Here is a 21,396-nt window from a genome sequence, read left to right on the forward strand (position 1 = left end):
CATGGCTCAGAACACGCGCACCGCTCCGGCGGGCACGCCGACCAACGTCACCCAGAAGCACACCAAGGGCGGCATCGGCGAGTCCACCCTGCGTCCCGACGGCACCCTCAAGGTCACCGGCGAGTTCGCGTACTCCTCGGACATGTGGCACGAGGACATGCTCTGGGGCCAGACGCTCCGCTCCACCGTCGCGCACGCCGAGATCGTCTCCATCGACATCTCCGAGGCGCTCGCGATGTCCGGCGTGTACGCCGTCCTCACGTACGACGACCTGCCGACCGAGATGAAGAACTACGGTCTGGAGATCCAGGACACCCCCGTCCTGGCGCACGGCCGGGTCCGCCACCACGGCGAGCCGGTGGCCCTGATCGCCGCCGACCACCCGGAGACCGCCCGCCGGGCGGCCGCCAAGGTCAAGATCGAGTACAGGGAACTGCCGGTCGTCACCGACGAGGCCTCCGCCCTCGCCCCCGACGCCCCGCTGATCCACGAGGGCCGCGACGACCACCACTCCGGTCACGTCCCGCACCCGAACATCGTGCACCGTCAGCCGATCATCCGCGGCAACGTGGAGGAGGCCCGCAAGCGCGCCGACGTCATCGTCGAGGGCGAGTACGTCTTCGGCATGCAGGACCAGGCCTTCCTCGGCCCGGAGTCCGGCCTCGCCGTGCCGTCCGAGGACGGCGGTGTCGACCTGTACGTCGCCACCCAGTGGCTGCACTCGGACCTCAAGCAGATCGCCCCGGTCCTCGGCCTGCCCGAGGAGAAGGTCCGCATGACGCTCTCCGGCGTCGGCGGTGCCTTCGGTGGCCGCGAGGACCTGTCGATGCAGATCCACGCCTGCCTCCTGGCGCTCCGCACCGGCAAGCCGGTCAAGATCGTCTACAACCGCTTCGAGTCCTTCTTCGGCCACGTGCACCGCCACCCGGCGAAGCTGCACTACGAGCACGGCGCCACCAAGGACGGCAAGCTCACCCACCTCAAGGCCCGGATCGTCCTCGACGGCGGGGCCTACGCCTCGGCCTCCCCGGCCGTCGTCGGCAACGCCTCCTCGCTCGGCGCCGGCCCGTACGTGGTCGACGACGTCGAGATCGAGGCCGTCGCGCTGTACACCAACAACCCGCCCTGCGGCGCCATGCGCGGCTTCGGCGCGGTCCAGGCGTGCTTCGCCTACGAGGCCCAGATGGACAAGCTCGCGGCCAAGCTCGGCATGGACCCGGTGGAGTTCCGCCGGCTCAACGCCATGGAGCAGGGCACGATCATGCCGACCGGCCAGGTCGTGGACTCCCCGGCCCCGGTCTCCGAGCTGCTGCGCCGGGTCAAGGCCCGTCCGCTCCCGCCGGAGCAGCAGTGGCTCGCCGCGGGTGAGCAGGCGGACGTCCGGGCGCTCCCGGGCGGTCTGTCCAACACCACGCACGGCGAGGGCGTCGTCCGCGGTGTCGGCTACGCCGTCGGCATCAAGAACGTCGGCTTCTCCGAGGGCTTCGACGACTACTCCACCGCCCGCGTGCGCCTGGAGGTCATCAACGGCGAGGCCGTCGCGATGGTCCACACGGCCATGGCCGAGGTCGGCCAGGGCGGTGTCACCGTCCACGCCCAGATCGCCCGTACGGAGCTGGGCGTCACCCAGGTGACCATCCACCCGGCCGACACCCAGGTCGGCTCCGCCGGCTCGACGTCCGCCTCCCGGCAGACGTACATGACCGGTGGCGCGGTGAAGAACACCTGCGAGAAGGTGCGCGAGGCCGTCCTGGAGATCGGCCGCCGCAAGTTCGGCTCCTACCACCCCGCGTGGGCCACCGCCGAACTGCTCCTGGAGAACGGCAAGGTCGTCACCGACGGCGGCGAGGTCCTCGCGGACCTGGCCGACGTCCTGGAGGGCGAGGCCGTGGACCAGGAGCACGAGTTCAGGCACCGCCCGACCGTCCCGTTCGACCTGGTCACCGGCCAGGGCGACGGCCACGTCCAGTACACCTTCGCCGCGCACCGCGCGGTGGTGGAGGTGGACACCGAGCTCGGCCTCGTGAAGGTCATCGAGCTCGCGACCGCCCAGGACGTGGGCAAGGCGCTCAACATGCTCTCCGTCGTCGGCCAGATCCAGGGTGGCACCACCCAGGGCCTGGGCGTCGCGGTGATGGAAGAGATCATCGTGGACCCGAAGACCGCGAAGGTGCGCAACCCCTCCTTCACGGACTACCTGATCCCGACGATCCTCGACACGCCGACCATCCCGGTCGACGTACTCGAACTGGCCGACCCCAACGCGCCGTACGGCCTGCGGGGACTCGGCGAGGCTCCGACCCTGTCGTCCACCCCGGCCGTCCTCGCGGCGATCCGGAACGCGACCGGCCTGGAGCTGAACAAGACGCCGGTCCGCCCCGAGGCGCTCACCGGCACCCTGTAGGACCCTCCGGGCGGTGTGTGCCTTCCCAGGAACGTCACACCTTCCCCGCCCGCACCGCCCGGAGTCGTACCCCCCGCAGTACCCGTAGTGACCGAAGTACCCGCAGTACCGCACCACCCCGTTCGTCTCGGGCCGTCCCCCGGGTCGTGCAGCCAACGCAATATCCCAAATCCCGCAGCTTCAACGTCAGAGCTTCCGAAGTCTGATGCGGGTGCCCCTTTGAACCTTGGGAGTAGGCCCCATGACCCAGTCGTCTGTGGAGCCCAAGACCGCCGCGGAAGACGCGGGCTCCGGCTCGCGCAACCCCGCCGGACGTTCTTGGCTCGACCGGTACTTTCACATCTCGGAGAGAGGATCCTCCGTCAGCACGGAGATCCGCGGTGGCGTCACCACCTTCATGGCGATGGCGTACATCCTCCTGCTCAACCCGATCCTCCTCGGGGGGCCGGACGTCGACAAGAACGTCCTCGCCTCCTCGGCCGTCATCACCGCGACCGCCCTCGCGGCGGCGGTGACCACCCTGCTGATGGGCTTCGTCGGCAAGGTGCCGCTCGTCCTCGCGGCCGGCCTCAGCGTCTCCGGTGTGCTCGCCACGCAGGTGGTACCGCAGATGACCTGGGCACAGGCCATGGGCATGTGCGTCATCTACGGTCTGGTGATCTGTCTCCTGGTCGTCACCGGCCTCCGCGAGATGATCATGAACGCCATCCCGCTGCCGCTCAAGCACGGCATCACCATCGGCATCGGCCTCTTCATCGCGCTCATCGGCTTCAACAAGGCCGGCTTCGTCGGCGCCGGCCCGCAGTTCGGCCCGCCCGTCACCATGGGCTCCGGCGGCGAACTCGTCGGCTGGCCCGTCCTGATCTTCGCGGTCACCCTGCTCGCGATCTTCGCCCTCCAGGCCCGCAAGATCCCGGGCGCGATCCTCATCGGCATCGTCGGCGGCACCATCATCTCGCTGATCGTCAACGCCGTCGCCGACATCCCGGCCAAGGGCGCAGGCGCCTGGGCCAACGGCTCGCCCGAGCTCAAGGGCAGCGCGGTCTCCGCCCCCGACTTCTCGCTCTTCGGCGACGTCGACTTCGGCGGCTGGGGCGACGTCGGCTACATCACCGTCGGCGTGATCGTCTTCACCCTGGTCCTCGCCGGCTTCTTCGACGCCATGGCCACCATCATCGGCGTCGGCACCGAGGCCAACCTGGCCGACGACAAGGGCCGCATGCCCGGCCTGTCCAAGGCCCTCTTCATCGACGGCGCGGGCGGCGCGATCGGCGGCGTCTCCGGCGCCTCCGGCCAGACCGTCTTCGTGGAGTCCGCCACCGGCGTCGGCGAGGGTGCCCGTACCGGCTTCTCCTCGGTGATCACCGGCCTGTTCTTCGCGGCCTGCCTCTTCTTCACCCCGATCACCCAGATCGTGCCCCGCGAGGTCGGCTCCGCCGCCCTGGTCGTCATCGGCGCGATGATGATGATGAACGCCAAGCACGTGAACTGGGGCGACAGCTCCGTCGCCATCCCGGTCTTCCTGACCGTGGTGCTGATGCCGTTCACCTACAGCATCACCCCGGGTGTCGCGGCCGGCGTCATCGCCTACACCGTCATCAAGGTGGCGCAGGGCAAGGCCCGCGAGGTCGGCGCGTTCATGTGGTGCCTGACCGCGATCTTCATCGTGTTCTTCGCCCTTCACCCGATCGAGGGATGGCTGGGAGTCAGCTGACGCCCGACCGCCCTCCCCTCACACCGCCTAGGAGACCGACATGCTGGACATCGCCGAAGAGCTGCACCGGTGGGTCGAGCAGGGACGCGACTTCGCCGTGGCCACCGTGGTGGCCGTCGGCGGCAGCGCGCCCCGCCAGCCCGGCGCCGCCCTCGCCGTCGACAGCGAGGGCACGGCGATCGGCTCGGTCTCCGGCGGGTGCGTGGAGGGCGCGGTGTACGAGCTGTGCCAGACGGCGCTCGACGACGGCGAGGTCGTCGTCGAACGCTTCGGCTACAGCGACGAGGACGCCTTCGCGGTCGGCCTGACCTGCGGCGGCATCATCGACATCCTCGTCACGCCGGTCCGCGGCGGGGTCTTCCCCGCCGCCCTGGCCGCCGCCGTCTCGGGGGAGGCGGCGGCTCTCGCCCGGATCGTCTCCGGTCCCCGCGAGCTGCTCGGCCAGGCGCTCCTCGTCCACCCGGACGGCTCGTACGAGGGGAAGCTCGGCGGCCACCCCGAGCTGGACCGCACCGCCGCCGCCGAGGCCCGCGCCCTGCTGGACGCCGGCCGTACCGGCACGGTGGAGATCGGCGAGGACGGCAGCCGCTGCGGACAGCCGCTGACCCTGCTCGTGGAGTCCTCCGTCCCCGCCCCCCGCATGATCGTCTTCGGCGCCATCGACTTCGCCTCGGCCCTCGTCCGGGTCGGCAAGTTCCTCGGCTACCACGTCACCGTCTGTGACGCCCGGCCCGTCTTCGCGACGAAGCTCCGCTTCCCCGAGGCCGACGAGATCGTCGTCGAGTGGCCCCACCGCTACCTGGAGTCGACCGAGGTCGACGGCCGGACCGTGCTCTGCGTCCTCACCCACGACGCCAAGTTCGACGTCCCCCTCCTCCAGGCCGCACTCAGGCTTCCCGTCGCCTACATCGGCGCGATGGGCTCCCGCCGCACCCACGAGGACCGCAACGAGCGCCTCCGCGGGGTCGGCGTCACCGAACTCGAACTCGCCCGGCTGCGTTCCCCGATCGGCCTCGACCTCGGCGCCCGCACCCCGGAGGAGACGGCCCTGTCGATCGGTGCGGAGATCGTCGCCAACCGGCGCGGCGGCAGCGGCGCCTCCCTCACCGGCGCCCACACCCCGATCCACCACGACGGCCCGGACAGCCCGCTCGCGGGCCGCATAGGCTCCGTGGCCTGACCCCCGGCCGCGCGCCCGGCCCTTCACGGCGACGGCCCCCCGTCCGGCAGGACGCGGGGGCCGTCGCCGTCCCGGTCAGTGGGCGGTGCGGTCGCGGACCGCTTCCGTCCAGGCGGGGGGCTCCTCCGCCGGGGCCGGGTCCTCGCGGCGGCCGCCGCGGGCGAAGAAGTCGGCCAGGGGCAGGATCGCCGCGCCGACCGTGACCGCGTCGGGGCCCAGGGTGCCGAGGCCGAGAGTGACGCGGGCGGCGGGGTACGCCAGCGCGTACGCGCGCGCGTGGCGCTCGACCTCCGCCAGGAAGCGGGTGCCGAGGAGGAGCCCGGCCCAGCCGCCGACGAGGATCCGCTCCGGCTGGAAGAGGTTGATCAGGTCGGCGAAACCGGCGCCCAGGTACTCGGCGGTCTCCGCCAGCACGGCGACCGCCGCCGGGTCCGGCTCCCCGCCGTCGGAGGGATACGCGGCGGCCGTCATCGCCGCGAACGCGGCCTCCTCGCCCGCCCCGGTCGGCGGCTCGCCGCCCGCCTCCCGCCACCGTTCGAGCAGCGCCTCGGCACCGGCGTACGCCTCCAGGCAGCCCAGGGCGCCGCAGCGGCACCGCCGCCCCCGGACCTGCACCTTCAGATGGCCCCATTCGAGCGCCCGGCCGGGCGCGGGCGGGTCGGTGGTGACACAGGCGCCGACGCCGGAGCCGAAGAGGACCACGACCGCGCTGCTCGCGCCCCGGCCCGCGCCGAACCACATCTCGGCCTGGCCGAGCGTCTTGGCGCCGTTGTCGATCCGGTACGGGACCTCCGCCGGCAGCTCGACCGCCTCGCGCAGCAGCCGCTCCAGCGGCACCGCGTCCCAGCCGACCGTCTGCCCGTGCACGAGGGCGCCGCCCGCTCCGCCGTCCTCGGGATGCTCGACGATGCCGGGGACGCCGACGCCCACGCCGAGCAGCGCCTCGGCGGGGACGTCCGCCGTGCGCAGCACCTCGGCGATCCCCTCGCGGATGTGGTCGACGACGATCCCGACCTCGTACCGCTCGGCGCCCTCCGCCGCGGGGGCCAGCGGGCGTTCGGTGCGGGCGAGTTCGGTGAGGGTGAGGTCGAAGAGCTCGATCCGGATCCGGGTCTCGCCGACGTCCACGCCGATCATGCGGCCGCTGGCGGGCGCGACGCGCAGCAGGATCCGGGGGCGGCCGCCGGCCGAGTCGACGCTGCCGGCCTCCTCGACCAGGCCCTCGGCGACCAGCTCCGCGACCACGTTGCTGATGGAGCCGGAGCTGAGGCCGGTGGCCGGGCCGAGCGAGAAGCGGCTCATGGGGCCGTCGAAGTAGAGCCGCCGGAGGACCGCGGTGCGGTTCTCGCGCCGCAGGTCCCGCACGGTCCGGCCGTTCGGTCTGGTCACTGGGGCCCCTCGCGGTAGTGGTCCAACGGGCGGAGGTGGGTCATTCCGGGCCGCCTCAGGCCCGGCGCAGTCCGCTGAGCAGCAGCTCGGCCAGCTGGTCGTACGCCTCGGCGTCCGCGAGGCCGGTGGCCGAGGCCACCTGCCTGCGCTGGATGCGGACCATCACGGAGGCGATGACGTCGGCGGCGAAGGCCACGTGGACCTCCCGGAAGACGCCCGCGCTGACGCCTTCCTCGATGATCTCCTTCACCCGCCCGGCGGCGGCCCGGGTGTTCCGCTCGTACACCTCGGCGGCCGGCTCGAAGGCGGCCACGTCGTCGAAGAATTGCGGTGAGACCGGCGCCAGCTCGGCGGAGACGGCCCGCAGGTAGGCGGAGAGCCGCTCGGCGGGTCCGTTCGCGGCGGCGAGGACCGCCTCGACGCGGGCGGTGGCGCGCCGGAAGAAGTGCACCACGGCCGCCCGGACCAGCTGCTCCTTGCTGTCGGCCAGGCCGTACAGGGTGCGCTTGGAGCAGTGCAGCCGTGCCGCCAGGTCGTCCAGGGTGAGCCGGGCGAAGCCCTCGCCGACGAGCAGGGCGACCAGGTCCTCGAAGAGGGCGGAGCGGCGCGCCGCTCCCCGGCCCGTGAGCTTCGGGGCGTCGGCGGCGGAGGTCTCGATCACCTGGACAGTATGCCGGGCCGTCCGCGCGGAGGGAGGACGTCCGTTCGTGAGTGCGCTATTTTTAGCGGTACTGGAGTACCCGTCCAAGTACCACTTTGCGCGCCGATGGAGTCGCCATGGATGTCGACCGCCTGCTTCCCACCCCCGAGGCGGCGGACCTCATCGCCCTCACCCGCGAGATCGCCGACAACGAGCTCTCGACGCGGGTGGACGAGCACGAGGCCGCCGAGACCTATCCCGAGGGTCTCTTCGCCACGCTCGGCCGGGCCGGCCTCCTCGGCCTCGCCTATCCCGAGGAGTACGGCGGCGGCGGCCAGCCGTACGAGGTCTACCTCCAGGTCCTGGAGGAGCTGGCGGCCCGCTGGGCGGCCGTCGCGGTCGCCACCAGCGTCCACACGCTCGCCTGCCACCCGCTCTACGCCTTCGGCACCGACACGCAGAAGGAGCGCTGGCTCCCGTCGATGCTGGAGGGCCGGCTCGTCGGCGGCTACAGCCTCTCCGAGCCGCAGGCCGGCTCGGACGCCGCCGCCCTCGCCTGCAAGGCGGAGCGCCAGGAGGACGGCAGCGGCTACCGGATCACCGGCACCAAGGCGTGGATCACCCACGGCGGCAAGGCCGGCTTCTACGCCCTCTTCGCCCGCACCGCCCCCGGCGGCCACGGCGTCTCCTGCTTCCTCGCCCCCGGCGAGACCGACGGCCTCTCCTTCGGCGCCCCGGAGCGCAAGATGGGCCTCCAGGCGGTCCCCACCACCTCCGCCTACTGGGACGGCGCCCTCATCGAGGAGGACCGGCTCGTCGGCGCGGAGGGCCAGGGCCTCCAGATCGCCTTCAGCGCCCTCGACAACGGCCGCCTCGGCATCGCCGCCTGCGCCACCGGCCTCGCCCAGGCCGCCCTGAACGCGGCGGTCGACTACGCCAACGAGCGCACCACCTTCGGCCGCCGGATCGTCGACCACCAGGGCCTCGGCTTCCTCCTCGCCGACATGGCAGCAGCCGTCGACGCGGCCCGCGCCACCTACCTGGACGCGGCCCGCCGCCGCGACCTCGGCCGCCCCTTCAGCCGCCAGGCCAGCGCCGCCAAGCTGATCGCCACGGACACGGCCATGAAGGTCACCACGGACGCCGTCCAGGTCCTCGGCGGCTACGGCTACACCCGGGACTTCCCCGTCGAGCGCTACATGCGCGAGGCGAAGATCATGCAGATCTTCGAGGGCACGAACCAGATCCAGCGACTGGTGATCAGCCGGGGACTGGCGCGTCCGGAGAGCTAGCGGGTCATGCAATGGAGTGCCCCCTCGGACCGACCGGTCCGAGGGGGCACTCCAACTCATTTTCTACGGCTGGGAGTTCTCATGCCGTCGCGGCTCGGGCTCAGCGCGCCGAGTAGCCGAAGTACTCGCCGCCGGCCGGGATACCGCCCTGACCCGGCTGGTACGTGGTGGCAGCGGTGGAGGTGCCGCCCGGGACCACGTTCGCCGTCGGCAGCGCGTACACCGCGCCGGTGGCGACGGGGCCGTAGGGCAGACCCACGTACAGCCTCGTACCGGTGAAGTGGATGCTCTTGCCGATCTTGGCGCCCGCGGACGGGGAGCCCGGGATGCCGTCGCCGTCACCGGCCTCGACCCACAGGTCGTTGGCGCCGGCCGCACCCATCAGGGAGAAGGTGTGGACGGCGCCGGCGTCCGCGGCGGTACCGAGGTCCTCGCCGGGGACACCGACCGCGACCTTGAGGGTCGTGGCCGAACCGACCTCGCGGGGAGCGAGGTTGACCGCGCTGAGGGAGCTGCCCGCGGCGTCACCGGCCTCGATCGTGCCCGAGACGTCGTCGTCGGCGGTGCCCTGGGTGAGCGCGCGCAGGTAGTCCCAGGTGCCGTCGGCGTTGAAGTGCACGAGGTACACGCCGCCCGCACCCGCGCTCTGCGTCGTTCCGCCGTCGCCCGTGAGGGTTTCGCCCGGGGTGCCGACCGCGAGGATCGAGTCGGTGGCCGTGGCCGCACCGGACGGGCGGTAGGCGACGAGGGCGAGCGCGGCGCCGAACTTGTCACCGGCCTCCGCGGCACCGTTGATCTTCTCGTTGTCCTGGTCCATACCCGTCACCACGGTGGGGTGACCGTTGGCGTCCAGCTTGTGGCTGAACACGGCCAGGTTGCCCGCGCCCTTGTCACCGCCGATGGCGTCACCGGGGGCCCCGACGGCGATGAAGTTGGCGTCACCCGTGACGGCCGTACCGAAGTCGTCGTCGGCCTCGGCGGCGCCGGGGACGTTCGACGTGTCCTGGCTGATGACGACGTTGGTGTCGCCGCGCACGTAGACCGCGGAGCCCGCCTTGGCGAGTGTGCCGGCGGACTCACCGGGAACACCGGCCAGGATCCACGGCTCACCGGCGGCGGTGGTGCCCGCCGCCAGCGCGGCGCCCATGCGGTCACCGGTCTCGGCGACCTCGGTCTTCAAGGCCCCGACGCCGGCGCCCTGTTCGAAGTGGCGGTAGGCCGGTCCGCTGCCCAGGCCGCTCTTGCCGCCGAAGAGGATGTCGAAGAAGCCCGCGTCGACGACATCGCCCACGTTCTCCTCGGACGCGCTGACCACGAGGTCCGTGTAGCCGTCCTCGTTGTAGTCGACGGTGGCGAGGTTGTTGCCGAAGTGGTCGCCGGCCTCGGCGCTGCCGGCCACCCAGTCGAGGTCCTGGTCGATCCTGACGGTGCCCTTGCCGCCGCCGTACACGACGTTGACGTTCCCGGCCGTGGTGTGGGTGCCCACGGTCGCCATCGGGTCGCCGATGGCGATGTCCTCGACGCCGTCACCGTTGAAGTCGGTGATCTTGGCCCGGCCGACCGTGGACTTCAGCCAGGCGGCGAGGTCGTCCACACGGGAGATGACACCGGCCGTGGAGGTCTGGGCCGCATCGATCTCCAGGCAACCGCCCTGGAAAGAGCGGCTGTTGAGGCCGACGAGCTTGCCGCCGAAGACCACCGGGCCGCCGGTGTCGCCCGCGCAGGCGGCCTGACCGTTCTTGCCGGTGACGTCGGCGGAGGTGGCCGTGGTGGAGTCCACGTTGTACGCGCCGGTGTGCAGCCGCATCGGCGCCCACTCGGTCTTCGTACGGCCGTAACCGGCGAAGCCGACCTCTGCGCCCGCGGCGGGCGCGGCGGTCGCGAGCGCGACGGGCGTCACGTTCGTGACGGGGCGGCTCATGCGGAGGAGGACCACGTCGCGGTCGGTGCGCGGCACGATCTCGACGATCCTGCGCTCGGCACCCTGGGTGCCGGCGAGGTCGGAGCGGCCGACGATCGCGGTGGTGGGCCTGGCGGGCGCGCCGGCGGGGACCGCGAGCGAGGCGGCCGGGTCATCGGCGAAGCAACTGGCCGCCGACATGAGCCATTCGGCGTCGACGAGGGTCGCGGAGCAGCCGCGGTCGTGGTCGCCGACGACGATCTTGGCGCTGTACGCGTAGGTGGTGTCCGCGTCGGCCACGGGCGTGCCGCCCGTGACGGCGGACGCGGGTATCGCGGACAGCACGAGCGATCCGGCGGCCACGGCCGCGCCGAGGGCGGCGAGGCGGATACTTCTGGTGCTAGACATGAAGTTCAGTTCCTCGCTGGTTACTTGGACGTGCGGATCTCGACGAGCATGTGGTCGCGGCCCTCGGGGTCGGCGCTCTCGCCGACCGAGGTCCAGGTGTTCTTGGCGACGTCGAAGGACTTCTCCTCCGTGCCGACCGTCATCTCGACCTGGGCGCTCTGGTCGACGCTGCCCTTCACGGCGTACACGGAGGGGATCTCGAGCGTCAGCCAGCCGCTGTTGCCCGTGACCTTGAAGCAGACCTTCTCCTTGCTGCGGGCCCAGACCTCGAGCAGTCCGGTCTCGCTCGCGCAGTCGGCCAGCACGATGTGCCCGTCGCCCCGCTTCAGGACGATGTTCTTCTCGGTGAGGATCTTTTCCGCGTTCGGGTAGTTGTAGTGCTCCACGGCATAGCCGGGAGCCGCGTCGGCCACGGATTCCGTGTTCCCCGTCGCGGGGCCCGCCGACGAAGTCGTCCACAGCACGGCGGCCAATCCGGCGGAACATGCCGCCGCAATGATGCGAGTGACGAGTTTCATGCGCACTTCCCTCTTGTAGATCAGGTGCCTCATCCCCTTTTTCTGTGCATAGCGACACCTCCCGACCGGATGCCTCTAAGCCTGTTTCAGGGAAATGCGAGCAAGCCTTGGACGCAGCCGTGGTGACGGCTGCCGATATTTCCGTTCAGGCCCTCTCAGGCCACCTGGCCGAGGCGTGCGAATTCGTCCAGGCGAGCTGAAGTTTCTTTCCGTGGCGCCTCATTGAAGTGCGCATGCCCTCCACGTGTCCAACAGGGCAAACCGGAGGAGGCTGTGCAGGTTCGGCGAATTCACCCGCTGAAACAGCCAGTCTCTCGAAGGTTGTAGGGATGGTCGTGAGGGAATTGTGAAGAACCTGAGGGGCGATCTTCGTCGATGTGTGGGACGTGACGCGGGGATAGAAATTCTGTCGAGAGATGTTTGGGGTCGAAATTTCCAGTTTGCTGGATGGGTAGCGCTTTGCGATCCGTCATGGCCGGCCGGAGAACCTCACCTTGTGCGCGAGCCAATTGACGTTTAACGGAATGGGTGTTGGGATCACGTGTCGACTCGAAGTCCGGAAAGAACCTGCGCGCTATTCGTGCGTCTGTCCGGGCGGCGTGGCGGGTCGGACAGACACAGTGAGAGCGGAATGGAGTCGTGATGTCAGAGCAACCGCGACGGATGCTGAGCAGGCGTCAGACGCTGGCAATCTTCACCGGGGTGGCGGCCGGCAGCGTGCTGTCATCCGGTGTGTTCGGGACGCGCACGGCGTACGCCGCGAGCGGTCCGGGTGGCACGGCGGCGGTGCCTGAGGAATCCGGACTTCCGGACACCGATCGCGGCAAGGTGGTCTGGGCGTACCGAACGGGCCGCCGGGCCGTCCGCGCCGCGGCGGCCACGGCGCTGACGGGCTCCGCCGCGGACATCACGGACTTCCTCGTCCAGAAGGCACCCGTGGCCTGGTCCGAGGACAACAGGTTCGCGCTCGCGGAGTCCCTGGCCACAGCCGGTTCGGCGACGCGCAACGCCATCGGTGCGGCGCTGTCCAGCGGGGACGCAGCGGTCGAGACCCTCCTCCAGGGCGGTTTCCAGGCTGCTGTGGACGAGGATCTCAGGGTGGCCGTGAGCACGGTCCAGGCCCACGGTGCCAAGGCTGTGAAGCGTGACGCATCCGCCGCGCTGACGGCCGATTCGCCCTTCGCGCTGCGCGCCTTCCTGAGTGACGGGCGGTTCGCCGCGCAGGCGGAGGACGACCGTCTGCAGGTGATGACCATTCTCGCCTCAGGGTCACCACAGGTGCGTGAGTACGCGAACCGCGCCATGAACGACGGGTCGGCCAGGGCCGTCCGGTGGTTCCTGGAGACGGGTCAGTACATCGCCCGGGCGCGCGACGAGGAAGCGGCCACGATCCAGCAGTTGGTCGACCTCGTGGAGAAGGAGGGCCGCCGCGCCAGCCAGAAGACCGACGAGGCCGTCGAGCTGTCCGACCAGGCGGTCAAGGCTTCCGAGAAGGCGAAGGCCTCGGCGTTGGAAGCCAAGGCCGAGGCCCTGGCCGCCGAGCAGGACGTCAAGCGCTCGGCCAAGGCGGCAGGGAAGGCCGCGCAGGCGGCCAAGGGCGCGGCCGCGGCCGCGTCGACCGCGGTGGCGGCCTCACGGACGGCACAGGCCGCCGCACAGCGTTCGGTGGCTGCCGCCAACGCCGCCGCCTCGGCTGCGGCATCGGCGGGACGCGCCGCGGCAAATGCCTACCGTGCGGCGATCGCCGCATCCAAGGACAGGGCGATGGCGGGCGCGGCCACCGCGGCGGCGGACGTCGCGCTGAAGCTGGTGAGCTTCGTGCGCACGGTGGCCGCCAAGGCGGACATGGCGGCCTTGGCCTCCGACGCGGCGGTGCGGGCGGGCGACGCCGCACGCAACTCGGCGGTCAACGCGGCCGCCGCCGCGGGCGCGGCGGCCGACGCGGCCGTGGCCTCCGGAGCGGCCCAGTCCGAGGCCGCCGCCGCGAAGCGGGCCGCCGCCGAAGCGGACGCCGCCGCGGCCCGGGCGACCCAGGCGGCCGGCAGGGCGCGGAACCTGGCCGTGCAGGCGGCCGTCGCTGCCCGCGCGGCGCGTGACGCGGCCAACAGCGCCGCCAATCACGCCGAGAAGGCCGCGGCCGCGGCCAAGGAAGCGGCCGCCCACGCCGGTCAGGCGGTCGACTACGCCAACCGGTCCACGCTGGCAGCCAACGCCGCTGTCGAGGCTGCCAACGCCGCCGCCGCCGCGGTCGTCAAGGCGCGGGATGTCGAAGCGGCGGCCCGCCAGGCCGAGGCCGAGAGTCTGGCCGAGGAGACCAGCGAGGCGATCGCGCAGGCACGGCTCGCGGCGAGCGCGGAGTTGAACGAGCTCGAACGGTTCAACCGGGAGCGGACCCAGGAAGCCCGCCTCTCCGCAGAGCTCCTGGCACTCATCGGCTCCGCGGAATCAGCGCTGCAGAACGGAACCGTCGAGCAGGCCGCGGCGGCCGGGCGCAAGGCTGCGGTCCGCCTCCTGGAGAGCTCGGGGACCTGGACCCGTCAGGCAGCGGAGTACGCGCTGGCCGGTTCGGACCAGGACGTCGTCAACTGGATCTCGACCGACCGCGTCCTCGCGCTGCAGCAGGACAACGTCGAGAACGTCGGGACGCAGGCCGCGATGTCGACGCAGGCCGTGGCCACGGCGGCCGCGGCGGCTCTGAAGACCGAGGACCACGCCAAGATCAGGGAGTTCCTGGAGACCGGAGCGATCGAGGCGGCCGCTGAGGACAACCGGGTCGAGGTGGCCAGGATCCTGGCCGACCCCAGCAGCGGCACGAGGGTGCGAAGCGAGGCATCGGCCGCGCTGGACGCGGGGACCGCCGAGGCCGTGCACACCTTCCTGTGGGTCGGTCGCGAGGCGGCCGTTCGCGAGGACGACCGGGTGGCCGCGTCCGCACTGCTCGCGAGCGGAGGTCCTTACACCAAGGCGGCGGCGCAGATCGCGCTCGAGGGCGACACCTTCATGCTCCGCCAGTTCATCTCCACCACTCAATACGACTTCGCGCGGATCGACCACGATCGCGCCACGCACATCAGCGCGATCCGTGCGTCGATCGCACGCGCGGCCAAGACCGCGGCGAATGCGCAGGAGGACGCGGCCCGCGCCTCCGAGGCCGCCGCCATCGCACGCCAGGCCGCTGACAAGGCGAAGGAGTGGGCCAACCTCGCCAAGGGTTACGCCCAGGCCGCGGAGACCTCTGCGCAGGAAGCACGTGACAACGCCGCGGCCGCCGAGAGGTCCGCGGCCGAAGCGGCGAAGTCCGCCCAGACCGCGAGCAACGCGGCCGCCGCGGCAGTCAAGGCGAGCAGCGTGGCACGCCAGGCCGCCACGCGAGCCGTACGGTCCGCCGAGACCGCCGCGCGCTACGCCACGGACGCCGCGATCTCGGCGACGATAGCCCGCAAGCAGGCGATCGATGCCGGCAAGGACGCCGTCGCCGCCGCGCACGCCGCAACCCAGGCCTACCGTCTGGTGGTCGAGGCCGCGGTGCGCGAGGCGATCCAGAAGGCGATCGACAACGCGTCCACTCCCATCAAGCCCGGCGAGAACGGCCTTCCGGCCGGAGCCGAGAGCTGTCTGACCCCGTTCGGCAAGCCCATCCCGTCCGGAAACGGCAACAACCCGTTCGAGCTGGGGTGGAGCTGGCTCACGGGCGGCGGCGACCGGTCCCAGTGCTTCGGCCCGAACGACGGGTTCACCCAGACCTACCGCGATCACCCGCACACGAAGGAGGTGCTCGCGTACTTCCTCAACGATTGGATGCGCACCGGGAAGTACGAGATGGGCCACACGTACAAGTACGACTACAGTCTCGCCGGCTTCCAGGGCCTGAAGTGGCTCCGAGACGCCGGGTTCACGCAACCGGGAGACGGACTCCTGACCGGGTACACCGGCAACTCCGCGTACGCGTTCCTGGGCTCACAGCAGATCCGGATGACCCCCATCCGGAAGAACGCGGACGGCAGCGTGGTGTGGCGGTACACGGCGTTCAGCTCGCAGAGCATCGAGTCCGCGACCCGCCCGCCTGTCATCGGGTACCAGGAGTGGTACAAGGACACCGCCGGCAAGGCCATCAACGGTCTGATCGACTGGGTCAGCGGCGACTCGGGGCCGGGGTCGACCATGACCGTGGTCGTCGAGTTCAACGTGACGCTCGGGCCGTGACGCGCAGGCTGACGAGTCGACGTCGGTTCGCCGCCGCCCTGGCCGCTTCCGCGGTGCTCACCGCAGGCTGCATGGCTCAGGTCGACGCCGAGGACCTGCCCGGCCTGTACCGCGACGATGAGACCGGCGGCGAGATCCGGCTCGAAGCCGACGGCACGTTCACCGCCACTGATCTGTCGACGGACGAGGGCGCCGAACCCGCCGACTTCCACGGCGAATGGGACTTCGTCGACAGCTCCGGCAGCGACTTCGTCTACCTGAACATCGAAGAGCGTGGCATCGGTGAGGTCTCCGGTGTCCAGCTCTACACGCTCGGCGGAGGGAAGGTCGAGTTCAGCCTTCCGGACGGGTCGTGGTCCCTGAGGCTCACCAAGAGCACGGACGCTTAGGGTTCGGTGTTCGTGCGGCGGCGGGCGGGCCCGCGGGCGGGAGCGCTCACAGGCTCCGCCGCGGGCTCCAGTGACATGTTCCCCGGCCTGCGCAGCGGCCCGCCAGAACCTCTGGCGGGCCGCTGCTCCGGCCGCCCGGCGGGCCGTGGCCGCACTGCGAGGCACCGCACCGATGGGGCGGGGTGAATCCGGCCGTTGCGCCGGAGGACGAGCGCGCGCACCGGCGCATCCGTGCGGGAACGGGCCGGCCCTCGCGCCCGAGGAACGGGGGCCGCCGGGTGGATCCCGGGTGATTTCGTTTTGAACAAGTTGGGGCGTATGCTCGGAGTGCCACCCCGGTTCGCCTGTGTTCCCCCGTTTCAGGCGGACCGGGGTCCGGCGTTTCCGGAGGTCACCGCTCCAGGGCCGACACGCCCGCGCGGGCGTACTTCTCGTCGAGGTCGCCCGAGGGCGCGCCCGCCACGCCGATGCCCGCGACCGGGGCGCCCGCCGCGGTGACCGGAGCGCCGCCGCCGAGGAAGAGCGTGCCGGGGATGTCCTTCAGGTGCGGTGCCCGGTCCAGGCGCCCGGCGAGGACCGAGGTCGGCGCGTTCCACGCCACGGCCGTGAACGCCTTCCGCTCCGCCGACGTGAAGGACTGCGGGCCCGCGCCGTCGCCGCGCAGGGTGACGAGCGTGTTGCCGTCACGGTCGACGACGGCGACGGTGACGCGCTGGTTCTCCGCCTCGGCCGCGTCCAGGACCGCCCTGGCCGCCTTCGTCGCCGCGGCGATGGTGAGACGGCCGGCGGAGGCCGTGTGCCCCGCCGCGGCCTCGGTGACCGTCGTCGGGGCGGCGGCCCGCTCACCGCCGGCGCTCGCGGAGTAGGCGCCGACGCCCGCCAGACCGAGGGCGACGATCGCGCCACCGGTCGTCAGACGGGTCCTGTGGGCCTTCTTCACGTGCTTCATAGGGCTGTCGCTCCAGGGCTCGGGGGTCGAAGATCGACTGACGCCTCATCCTCCGGCCGGTCCCGGGCGCGGACGGTCGGCGCACCGGCTGCGGGCGGCGGGCGGAACGGTGGACGCCGGGGTCCACCGATCGGATGACCCCGGCCCCGAGCCCGGTCCGAACGGGGTTCTATGGTGGCGGCGCAGATCGCGCAGACCGCGCGGTCCCCCGCGGGGACGCGCCCCCGGCCCGGCGGCCAACCCGCCGGCAGGGTCACCCGCACGACACGAACGAGGAGTTCCATGGACATCGCCGGCTCCGCCGCTCTCGTCACCGGTGCCGCTTCCGGGCTCGGCGCCGCCACCGCCGCCGCGCTCGCCGCCCGGGGCGCCACGGTCTACGGACTCGACCTGGAGAAGTCCGTCGCCGCCGCGGGGACGCTGCCCGAGGGCGTGCGGCTGATCGTCGCCGACGTGACCGACGAGGACCAGGTCCGCGCCGCGCTCGCGGAGATCGACGCCGACGGCGCCGAGCTGCGGCTCGCCGTGAACTGCGCGGGCATCGCCCCCTCGGCCCGTGTCCTGGGCCGCAAGGGTCCGCACGACCTCGACCTGTTCCGTACCGTCGTGAACGTCAATCTCATCGGTACGTTCAACGTGATGCGGCTCGCCGCCGAGGCCATCGCCCGGCACGAGCCCGACGCGCACGGGCAGCGCGGCCTCGTCGTCAACACCGCCTCGATCGCCGCCTTCGAGGGCCAGGTCGGGCAGATCGCCTACGCCGCCTCCAAGGCGGGCGTGGCCGGGATGACCATCACGGCCGCCCGCGACCTCGCCCAGTTCGGCATCCGGGTCGTCACCGTGGCCCCCGGCATCGTCGACACCCCGATGATGGCCGGGTTCAGCGAGGAGATCCGGGCCGGGCTCGCCGCCAGCGTGACCTTCCCGCAGCGCCTCGCCCAGCCGGAGGAGTACGCCCGCCTGATCACGATGGTCACCGAGCACGACTACCTCAACGGCGAGACGATCCGGATGGACGGCGCCCTGCGGATGGCCGCCCGCTGATGCGGACCCGGGGACCCTCCCGCCGCACCGGGGCCCCCTCGTAGAGCACTCGGTGCCGGATAATTCCGGCACCGAGTGCCGCACGATCGCGTCACCGGTGTTAGGTTCGTGCCATGGCAGCAGCGGCGACGAACCCCCGGACCACCCCGAAGCCCGCGATGCGGGACTCCCTCATCGCCGCGGCCTTCCAGCTCTTCCTGGAGCGGGGCTACGAACAGACCACCGTCGACGACATCGTCACGCTCGCCGGCGTCGGCCGGCGCTCCTTCTTCCGCTACTTCCCGTCGAAGGAGGACGTGGTCTTCCCCGACCACGAGCAGTGCCTCGACGACATGACCCGCTTCCTCGCCGCCGGCGCCGACACCGACGACCCCATGGCCCAGGTCTGCGACGCCGCCCGCCTGGTCCTGCGGATGTACGCGGAGAACCCGACCTTCTCCGTCCAGCGCTACCGGCTCACCCGCGAGGTCGCCGGGCTGCGCACCTACGAGCTCTCCGTCGTCTGGCGGTACGAGAAGACCCTCGGCGACCACCTGCGGGCCCGCTGGGCCGACCGCAGGGACGGCACCCTGCGCGCCAACGTGGCCGCCGCGGCCGTCGTCGCCGCCCACAACCACGCCCTGCGGCACTGGCTGCGCTCGGGCGGCGAGGGCGACCCGCTGGCGGAGGTCGACCGCGCGCTGGAGTTCGTCCGCGCCACCTGGAGCCCCGGCGCGGCCGCGGGCACCTCCGGCGAGGCCGCCGCCGAAGGGGCCGACGACGTGGTCGTGGTCATCACCAAGCGGTCCACGCCGATGTGGCGCGTGGTGCGCGAGGTCGAGTCGAGCCTCGGCGAGGGCTGAGCGGCGGGAGATCACTCCCGGAACACAAAGGGGTCTCAGTATCTCGATTTGAGGGAACTCAGGTCTTTCTTTGCTGGCACTGAGTGCCATATCTTGGGCTCCATGCACGGTCGAGCCGCCGAGTGCGAGGAGAAGGCATCGTGTTCCACACGGGACTGAGGAACCCCGGCGCCGTCCGGACCGAGGAATCGGCCGAGGGCACCGATCTCTACTTCCAGCGCTGCGCCTGGTGCCACACCACCACCTTCCAGCGCCTGCTCTGCCCGACCTGCGGGTCCACCGAGCTGGCACCCCAGCTCAGTGAGGGCGAGGGCGTGATCACCGTCCGCCGCGCCCACACCGCCGCGGAGGCGGACCTCTGGCCGGTGCACATGGCCGAGGGCTTCGTCGTCCGCTGCCGGGTCGACGGGCCGCCGCACGCCGTGCGCCCGGGCGTCCGGGTCAGGCTCGCGAGCGCCGCGGACACCGGGCGCAGGCCGGTCGTCCGGCTCTGCGAGGAGGTCGCGCTGGACGGCTGGATCTGAGCCGGGAGGGCAGGCCGAAAGGGGGTGGCACAGAGTGCCACCCCCTTCGTCGTGTCCGGGTGCCCGACCTTCGTCGTGTCGGGTGTCCGAGCGGGTCAGCGGGTGCCGATCTCCTCGGTGAGCTGCGGCAGCACCTCGAAGAGGTCGCCGACCACGCCGTAGTCGACCAGGTCGAAGATCGGGGCCTCGGGGTCCTTGTTGACCGCGACGATCGTCTTCGACGTCTGCATGCCGGCCCGGTGCTGGATCGCGCCGGAGATGCCCGCCGCGACGTACAGCTGCGGGGAGACCTGCTTGCCGGTCTGGCCGACCTGGTTGGCGTGCGGGTACCAGCCGGCGTCCACCGCGGCGCGGGAGGCGCCGACGGCCGCGCCGAGCGAGTCGGCCAGCTTCTCGACGACCCCGAAGCCCTCGGCGGCGCCGACACCCCTGCCGCCGGAGACCACGATCGCGGACTCGGTCAGCTCCGGGCGGCCGGTGGAGACGCGCGCGGTGCGGGAGACGACCTTCGCCGCGTTGCCGGTGAAGGAGACGGTGACGTTCTCGACCGTACCGGCGGCCGGCGCGGCCTCCGGGGCGGCGGAGTTCGGCTTGACCGTGATGACCGGAACGCCGTGCGAGACGCGGGACTTCACCTGGTACGAGGCGGCGAAGACCGACTGCGTGGCGACGGGGCCCTCGGCGCCGGCCTCCAGCTCGACGGCGTCGGTGATGAGGCCGGAGCCGAGCCGGAGCGCGACGCGTGCCGCGATCTCCTTGCCCTCGCCGGAGGAGGTCACCAGGACGGCGGCCACCCCCTTGTCCTGGGCGATCTGGGTGAGCGCGTCGACCTTGGGGACGACGAGCTGCTCGGTGAACTCCGCGCCGTCCGCGACGTACACGGTGGCCGCGCCGTACTCGGCGGCGGTGGCGGCGACGGAGGCAGCGGCCTCGCCGGCGCCGAGGACGACCGCGGTCGGCTCGCCCAGCCGGCGGGCCAGGGTGAGCAGTTCGAGGGCCGGCTTGCGGACCGCACCGTCGGCGTGGTCCACGAGAACCAGGATCTCAGCCATGATTCCTTGCTCCTGAGGTGGGGTGACGGTCGGTCAGATGAACTTCTGGGACGCGAGGAAGGCGGCCAGCTGCTTGCCGCCGTCACCGTCCTCGTTCGTGACGATCGTGCCCTGGGTGCGGGCCGGGCGGGCGTCCGCCGACTCGACCAGGGTCCAGGAGCCGGCCAGGCCGACCTCGTCCTCGTCGATCTCCAGGTCGTCGAGCTCCAGCTCCTCGACCGGCTTCTTCTTGGCGGCCATGATCCCCTTGAAGGAGGGGTAACGGGCCTCGCCGGACTGGTCGGTGACCGAGACGACGGCCGGCAGCGGGGCTTCCACGAGTTCGGTGGCGGCGTCGCCGTCCCGGCGGCCCTTCACGAGCTCGCCCTCCACCGAGACCTCGGAGAGCAGCGTTGCCTGGGGCAGGTTCAGCCGCTCGGCGAGGAGCGCGGGCAGCACGCCCATGGTGCCGTCGGTCGAGGCCATGCCGCAGACGACCAGGTCGAATCCGGTCTTCTCCAGCGCCTTGGCGAGGATCGCGGAGGTGGCGATGACGTCGGAGCCGTGGATGGCCTCGTCGTTGACGTGGACGGCCTTGTCGGCGCCCATCGACAGCGCCTTGCGGAGGGCGTCCTTGGCGTCGTCCGGGCCGACGGTCACGACGGTCACCTCGGCGTCGTCGGCCTCCTCGGAGATCCGCAGGGCCTGCTCGACCGCGTACTCGTCGAGCTCCGACAGCAGACCGTCGACCTCGTCGCGGTCCACGGTCAGGTCGTCGGCGAAACCACGGTCGCCGGTCGCGTCGGGCACGTACTTCACACAGACGGCGATCCTCAGGGTCACGGCCTGTCTCCTTTCGGTGAAAGCGGTCGGTTACGGGAGGTTGCGGGCCATGACGATGCGCTGGATCTGGTTGGTGCCTTCGTAGATCTGGGTGATCTTGGCGTCGCGCATCATGCGCTCGACGGG

Annotated in this window: 17 protein-coding genes; 9 read left to right on the forward strand and 8 right to left on the reverse strand. The window is 71.7% G+C overall.

From position 1 onward, the window contains the following. Position 1: 1 nt before the first annotated feature. The 3 genes from pucD (at position 2) to ACFYT9_RS13955 (ending at position 5,298) form a co-directional block, all read left to right on the forward strand. Positions 2-2,404 carry a xanthine dehydrogenase subunit D gene (pucD, locus tag ACFYT9_RS13945; RefSeq protein WP_389163321.1) on the forward strand — a complete coding sequence of 801 codons (2,403 nt, stop codon included), beginning with the start codon at positions 2-4 and terminating at the stop codon, positions 2,402-2,404. A gap of 241 nt (positions 2,405-2,645) precedes the next feature. Next, positions 2,646-4,118, forward strand: coding sequence for an NCS2 family permease (locus ACFYT9_RS13950; protein ID WP_376602449.1), 1,473 nt, complete (start codon positions 2,646-2,648; stop codon positions 4,116-4,118). 40 nt (positions 4,119-4,158) lie between these two features. Further along, the gene (locus ACFYT9_RS13955; protein ID WP_389163324.1) at positions 4,159-5,298 is read left to right on the forward strand and encodes an XdhC family protein; all 1,140 of its coding nucleotides are present in this window, start codon (positions 4,159-4,161) and stop codon (positions 5,296-5,298) included. A 75-nt stretch (positions 5,299-5,373) separates the two neighbouring features. On the opposite strand, the gene ACFYT9_RS13960 is transcribed toward ACFYT9_RS13955, so the two are convergent. Next, entirely contained in the window at positions 5,374-6,687 is a 1,314-nt protein-coding gene (locus ACFYT9_RS13960; protein WP_389163326.1) for an ROK family protein, read from the reverse strand. A 55-nt stretch (positions 6,688-6,742) separates the two neighbouring features. Further along, positions 6,743-7,348 carry a TetR/AcrR family transcriptional regulator gene (locus ACFYT9_RS13965; RefSeq protein ID WP_376605449.1) on the reverse strand — a complete coding sequence of 202 codons (606 nt, stop codon included), beginning with the start codon at positions 7,346-7,348 and terminating at the stop codon, positions 6,743-6,745. 116 nt (positions 7,349-7,464) lie between these two features. Here ACFYT9_RS13965 and ACFYT9_RS13970 point away from each other — a divergent pair, with 116 nt between their 5' ends. After that, positions 7,465-8,619: an acyl-CoA dehydrogenase family protein gene (locus ACFYT9_RS13970; protein WP_389163327.1), complete on the forward strand. Its 1,155-nt coding sequence runs from the start codon at positions 7,465-7,467 to the stop codon at positions 8,617-8,619. A gap of 100 nt (positions 8,620-8,719) precedes the next feature. On the opposite strand, the gene ACFYT9_RS13975 is transcribed toward ACFYT9_RS13970, so the two are convergent. Together ACFYT9_RS13975 and ACFYT9_RS13980 are read right to left on the reverse strand one after the other, a co-directional pair. Continuing rightward, a complete protein-coding gene (locus ACFYT9_RS13975; RefSeq protein WP_389163329.1) occupies positions 8,720-10,927 on the reverse strand; it encodes a trypsin-like serine protease in 2,208 nt (735 codons plus the stop codon). 20 nt (positions 10,928-10,947) lie between these two features. Then, on the reverse strand, positions 10,948-11,445 hold the full coding sequence (locus tag ACFYT9_RS13980; RefSeq protein ID WP_387280161.1) for a hypothetical protein: 498 nt from the start codon (positions 11,443-11,445) through the stop codon (positions 10,948-10,950). A 936-nt stretch (positions 11,446-12,381) separates the two neighbouring features. Between ACFYT9_RS13980 and ACFYT9_RS13985 the strand changes: the two genes are divergently transcribed. Further along, the gene (locus ACFYT9_RS13985) at positions 12,382-15,648 is read left to right on the forward strand and encodes an ALF repeat-containing protein (RefSeq protein WP_389163331.1); all 3,267 of its coding nucleotides are present in this window, start codon (positions 12,382-12,384) and stop codon (positions 15,646-15,648) included. Next, on the forward strand, positions 15,645-16,037 hold the full coding sequence (locus ACFYT9_RS13990) for a hypothetical protein (RefSeq protein ID WP_389163334.1): 393 nt from the start codon (positions 15,645-15,647) through the stop codon (positions 16,035-16,037). Before ACFYT9_RS13985 ends, ACFYT9_RS13990 begins: the two co-directional genes overlap by 4 nt. A gap of 391 nt (positions 16,038-16,428) precedes the next feature. Here the strand turns inward: ACFYT9_RS13990 and ACFYT9_RS13995 are convergent, their stop codons facing one another. Then, positions 16,429-16,986, reverse strand: a complete 558-nt coding sequence (locus ACFYT9_RS13995) for a heme-binding protein (protein WP_387279084.1) — start codon at positions 16,984-16,986, stop codon at positions 16,429-16,431. Positions 16,987-17,268: 282 nt separating this feature from the next. On the opposite strand from ACFYT9_RS13995, the gene ACFYT9_RS14000 reads away from it, so the two are divergent. From ACFYT9_RS14000 to ACFYT9_RS14010, 3 genes are all read left to right on the forward strand, one after another. Further along, complete coding sequence (locus tag ACFYT9_RS14000) at positions 17,269-18,030, forward strand: SDR family NAD(P)-dependent oxidoreductase (protein ID WP_387279082.1); 762 nt, start codon at positions 17,269-17,271, stop codon at positions 18,028-18,030. 113 nt (positions 18,031-18,143) lie between these two features. Beyond that, positions 18,144-18,872: a TetR family transcriptional regulator gene (locus tag ACFYT9_RS14005; protein ID WP_387279080.1), complete on the forward strand. Its 729-nt coding sequence runs from the start codon at positions 18,144-18,146 to the stop codon at positions 18,870-18,872. Between the two features lie 140 nt (positions 18,873-19,012). Beyond that, entirely contained in the window at positions 19,013-19,396 is a 384-nt protein-coding gene (locus ACFYT9_RS14010; protein ID WP_387279078.1) for a Zn-ribbon domain-containing OB-fold protein, read from the forward strand. A gap of 95 nt (positions 19,397-19,491) precedes the next feature. On the opposite strand, the gene ACFYT9_RS14015 is transcribed toward ACFYT9_RS14010, so the two are convergent. The 3 genes from ACFYT9_RS14015 to ACFYT9_RS14025 all read right to left on the reverse strand — a co-directional run. Beyond that, positions 19,492-20,448 (reverse strand): electron transfer flavoprotein subunit alpha/FixB family protein, encoded by a 957-nt coding sequence (locus ACFYT9_RS14015; RefSeq protein WP_389163339.1) that lies wholly within the window; start codon positions 20,446-20,448, stop codon positions 19,492-19,494. A 33-nt stretch (positions 20,449-20,481) separates the two neighbouring features. Then, a complete protein-coding gene (locus ACFYT9_RS14020; RefSeq protein ID WP_376597606.1) occupies positions 20,482-21,270 on the reverse strand; it encodes an electron transfer flavoprotein subunit beta/FixA family protein in 789 nt (262 codons plus the stop codon). 30 nt (positions 21,271-21,300) lie between these two features. Next, positions 21,301-21,396, reverse strand: a 96-nt coding sequence (locus ACFYT9_RS14025; protein ID WP_365541901.1) for an acyl-CoA dehydrogenase family protein, incomplete at its 5' end; no start/stop codon positions are given.

The organism is Streptomyces sp. NPDC004435, from assembly GCF_042873895.1.
Classification (GTDB): Bacteria; Actinomycetota; Actinomycetes; order Streptomycetales; family Streptomycetaceae; genus Streptomyces.

Coding starts and splice junctions, on each gene's coding strand:
- pucD (WP_389163321.1), top strand. CDS start 2: ATGGCTCAGAACACGCGCACCGCTCCGGCGGGCACGCCGACCAACGTC.
- ACFYT9_RS14015 (WP_389163339.1), bottom strand. CDS start 20,448: ATGGCTGAGATCCTGGTTCTCGTGGACCACGCCGACGGTGCGGTCCGC.
- ACFYT9_RS13975 (WP_389163329.1), bottom strand. CDS start 10,927: ATGTCTAGCACCAGAAGTATCCGCCTCGCCGCCCTCGGCGCGGCCGTG.
- ACFYT9_RS13970 (WP_389163327.1), top strand. CDS start 7,465: ATGGATGTCGACCGCCTGCTTCCCACCCCCGAGGCGGCGGACCTCATC.
- ACFYT9_RS13955 (WP_389163324.1), top strand. CDS start 4,159: ATGCTGGACATCGCCGAAGAGCTGCACCGGTGGGTCGAGCAGGGACGC.
- ACFYT9_RS13995 (WP_387279084.1), bottom strand. CDS start 16,986: ATGAAGCACGTGAAGAAGGCCCACAGGACCCGTCTGACGACCGGTGGC.
- ACFYT9_RS14000 (WP_387279082.1), top strand. CDS start 17,269: ATGGACATCGCCGGCTCCGCCGCTCTCGTCACCGGTGCCGCTTCCGGG.
- ACFYT9_RS14005 (WP_387279080.1), top strand. CDS start 18,144: ATGGCAGCAGCGGCGACGAACCCCCGGACCACCCCGAAGCCCGCGATG.
- ACFYT9_RS13980 (WP_387280161.1), bottom strand. CDS start 11,445: ATGAAACTCGTCACTCGCATCATTGCGGCGGCATGTTCCGCCGGATTG.
- ACFYT9_RS13950 (WP_376602449.1), top strand. CDS start 2,646: ATGACCCAGTCGTCTGTGGAGCCCAAGACCGCCGCGGAAGACGCGGGC.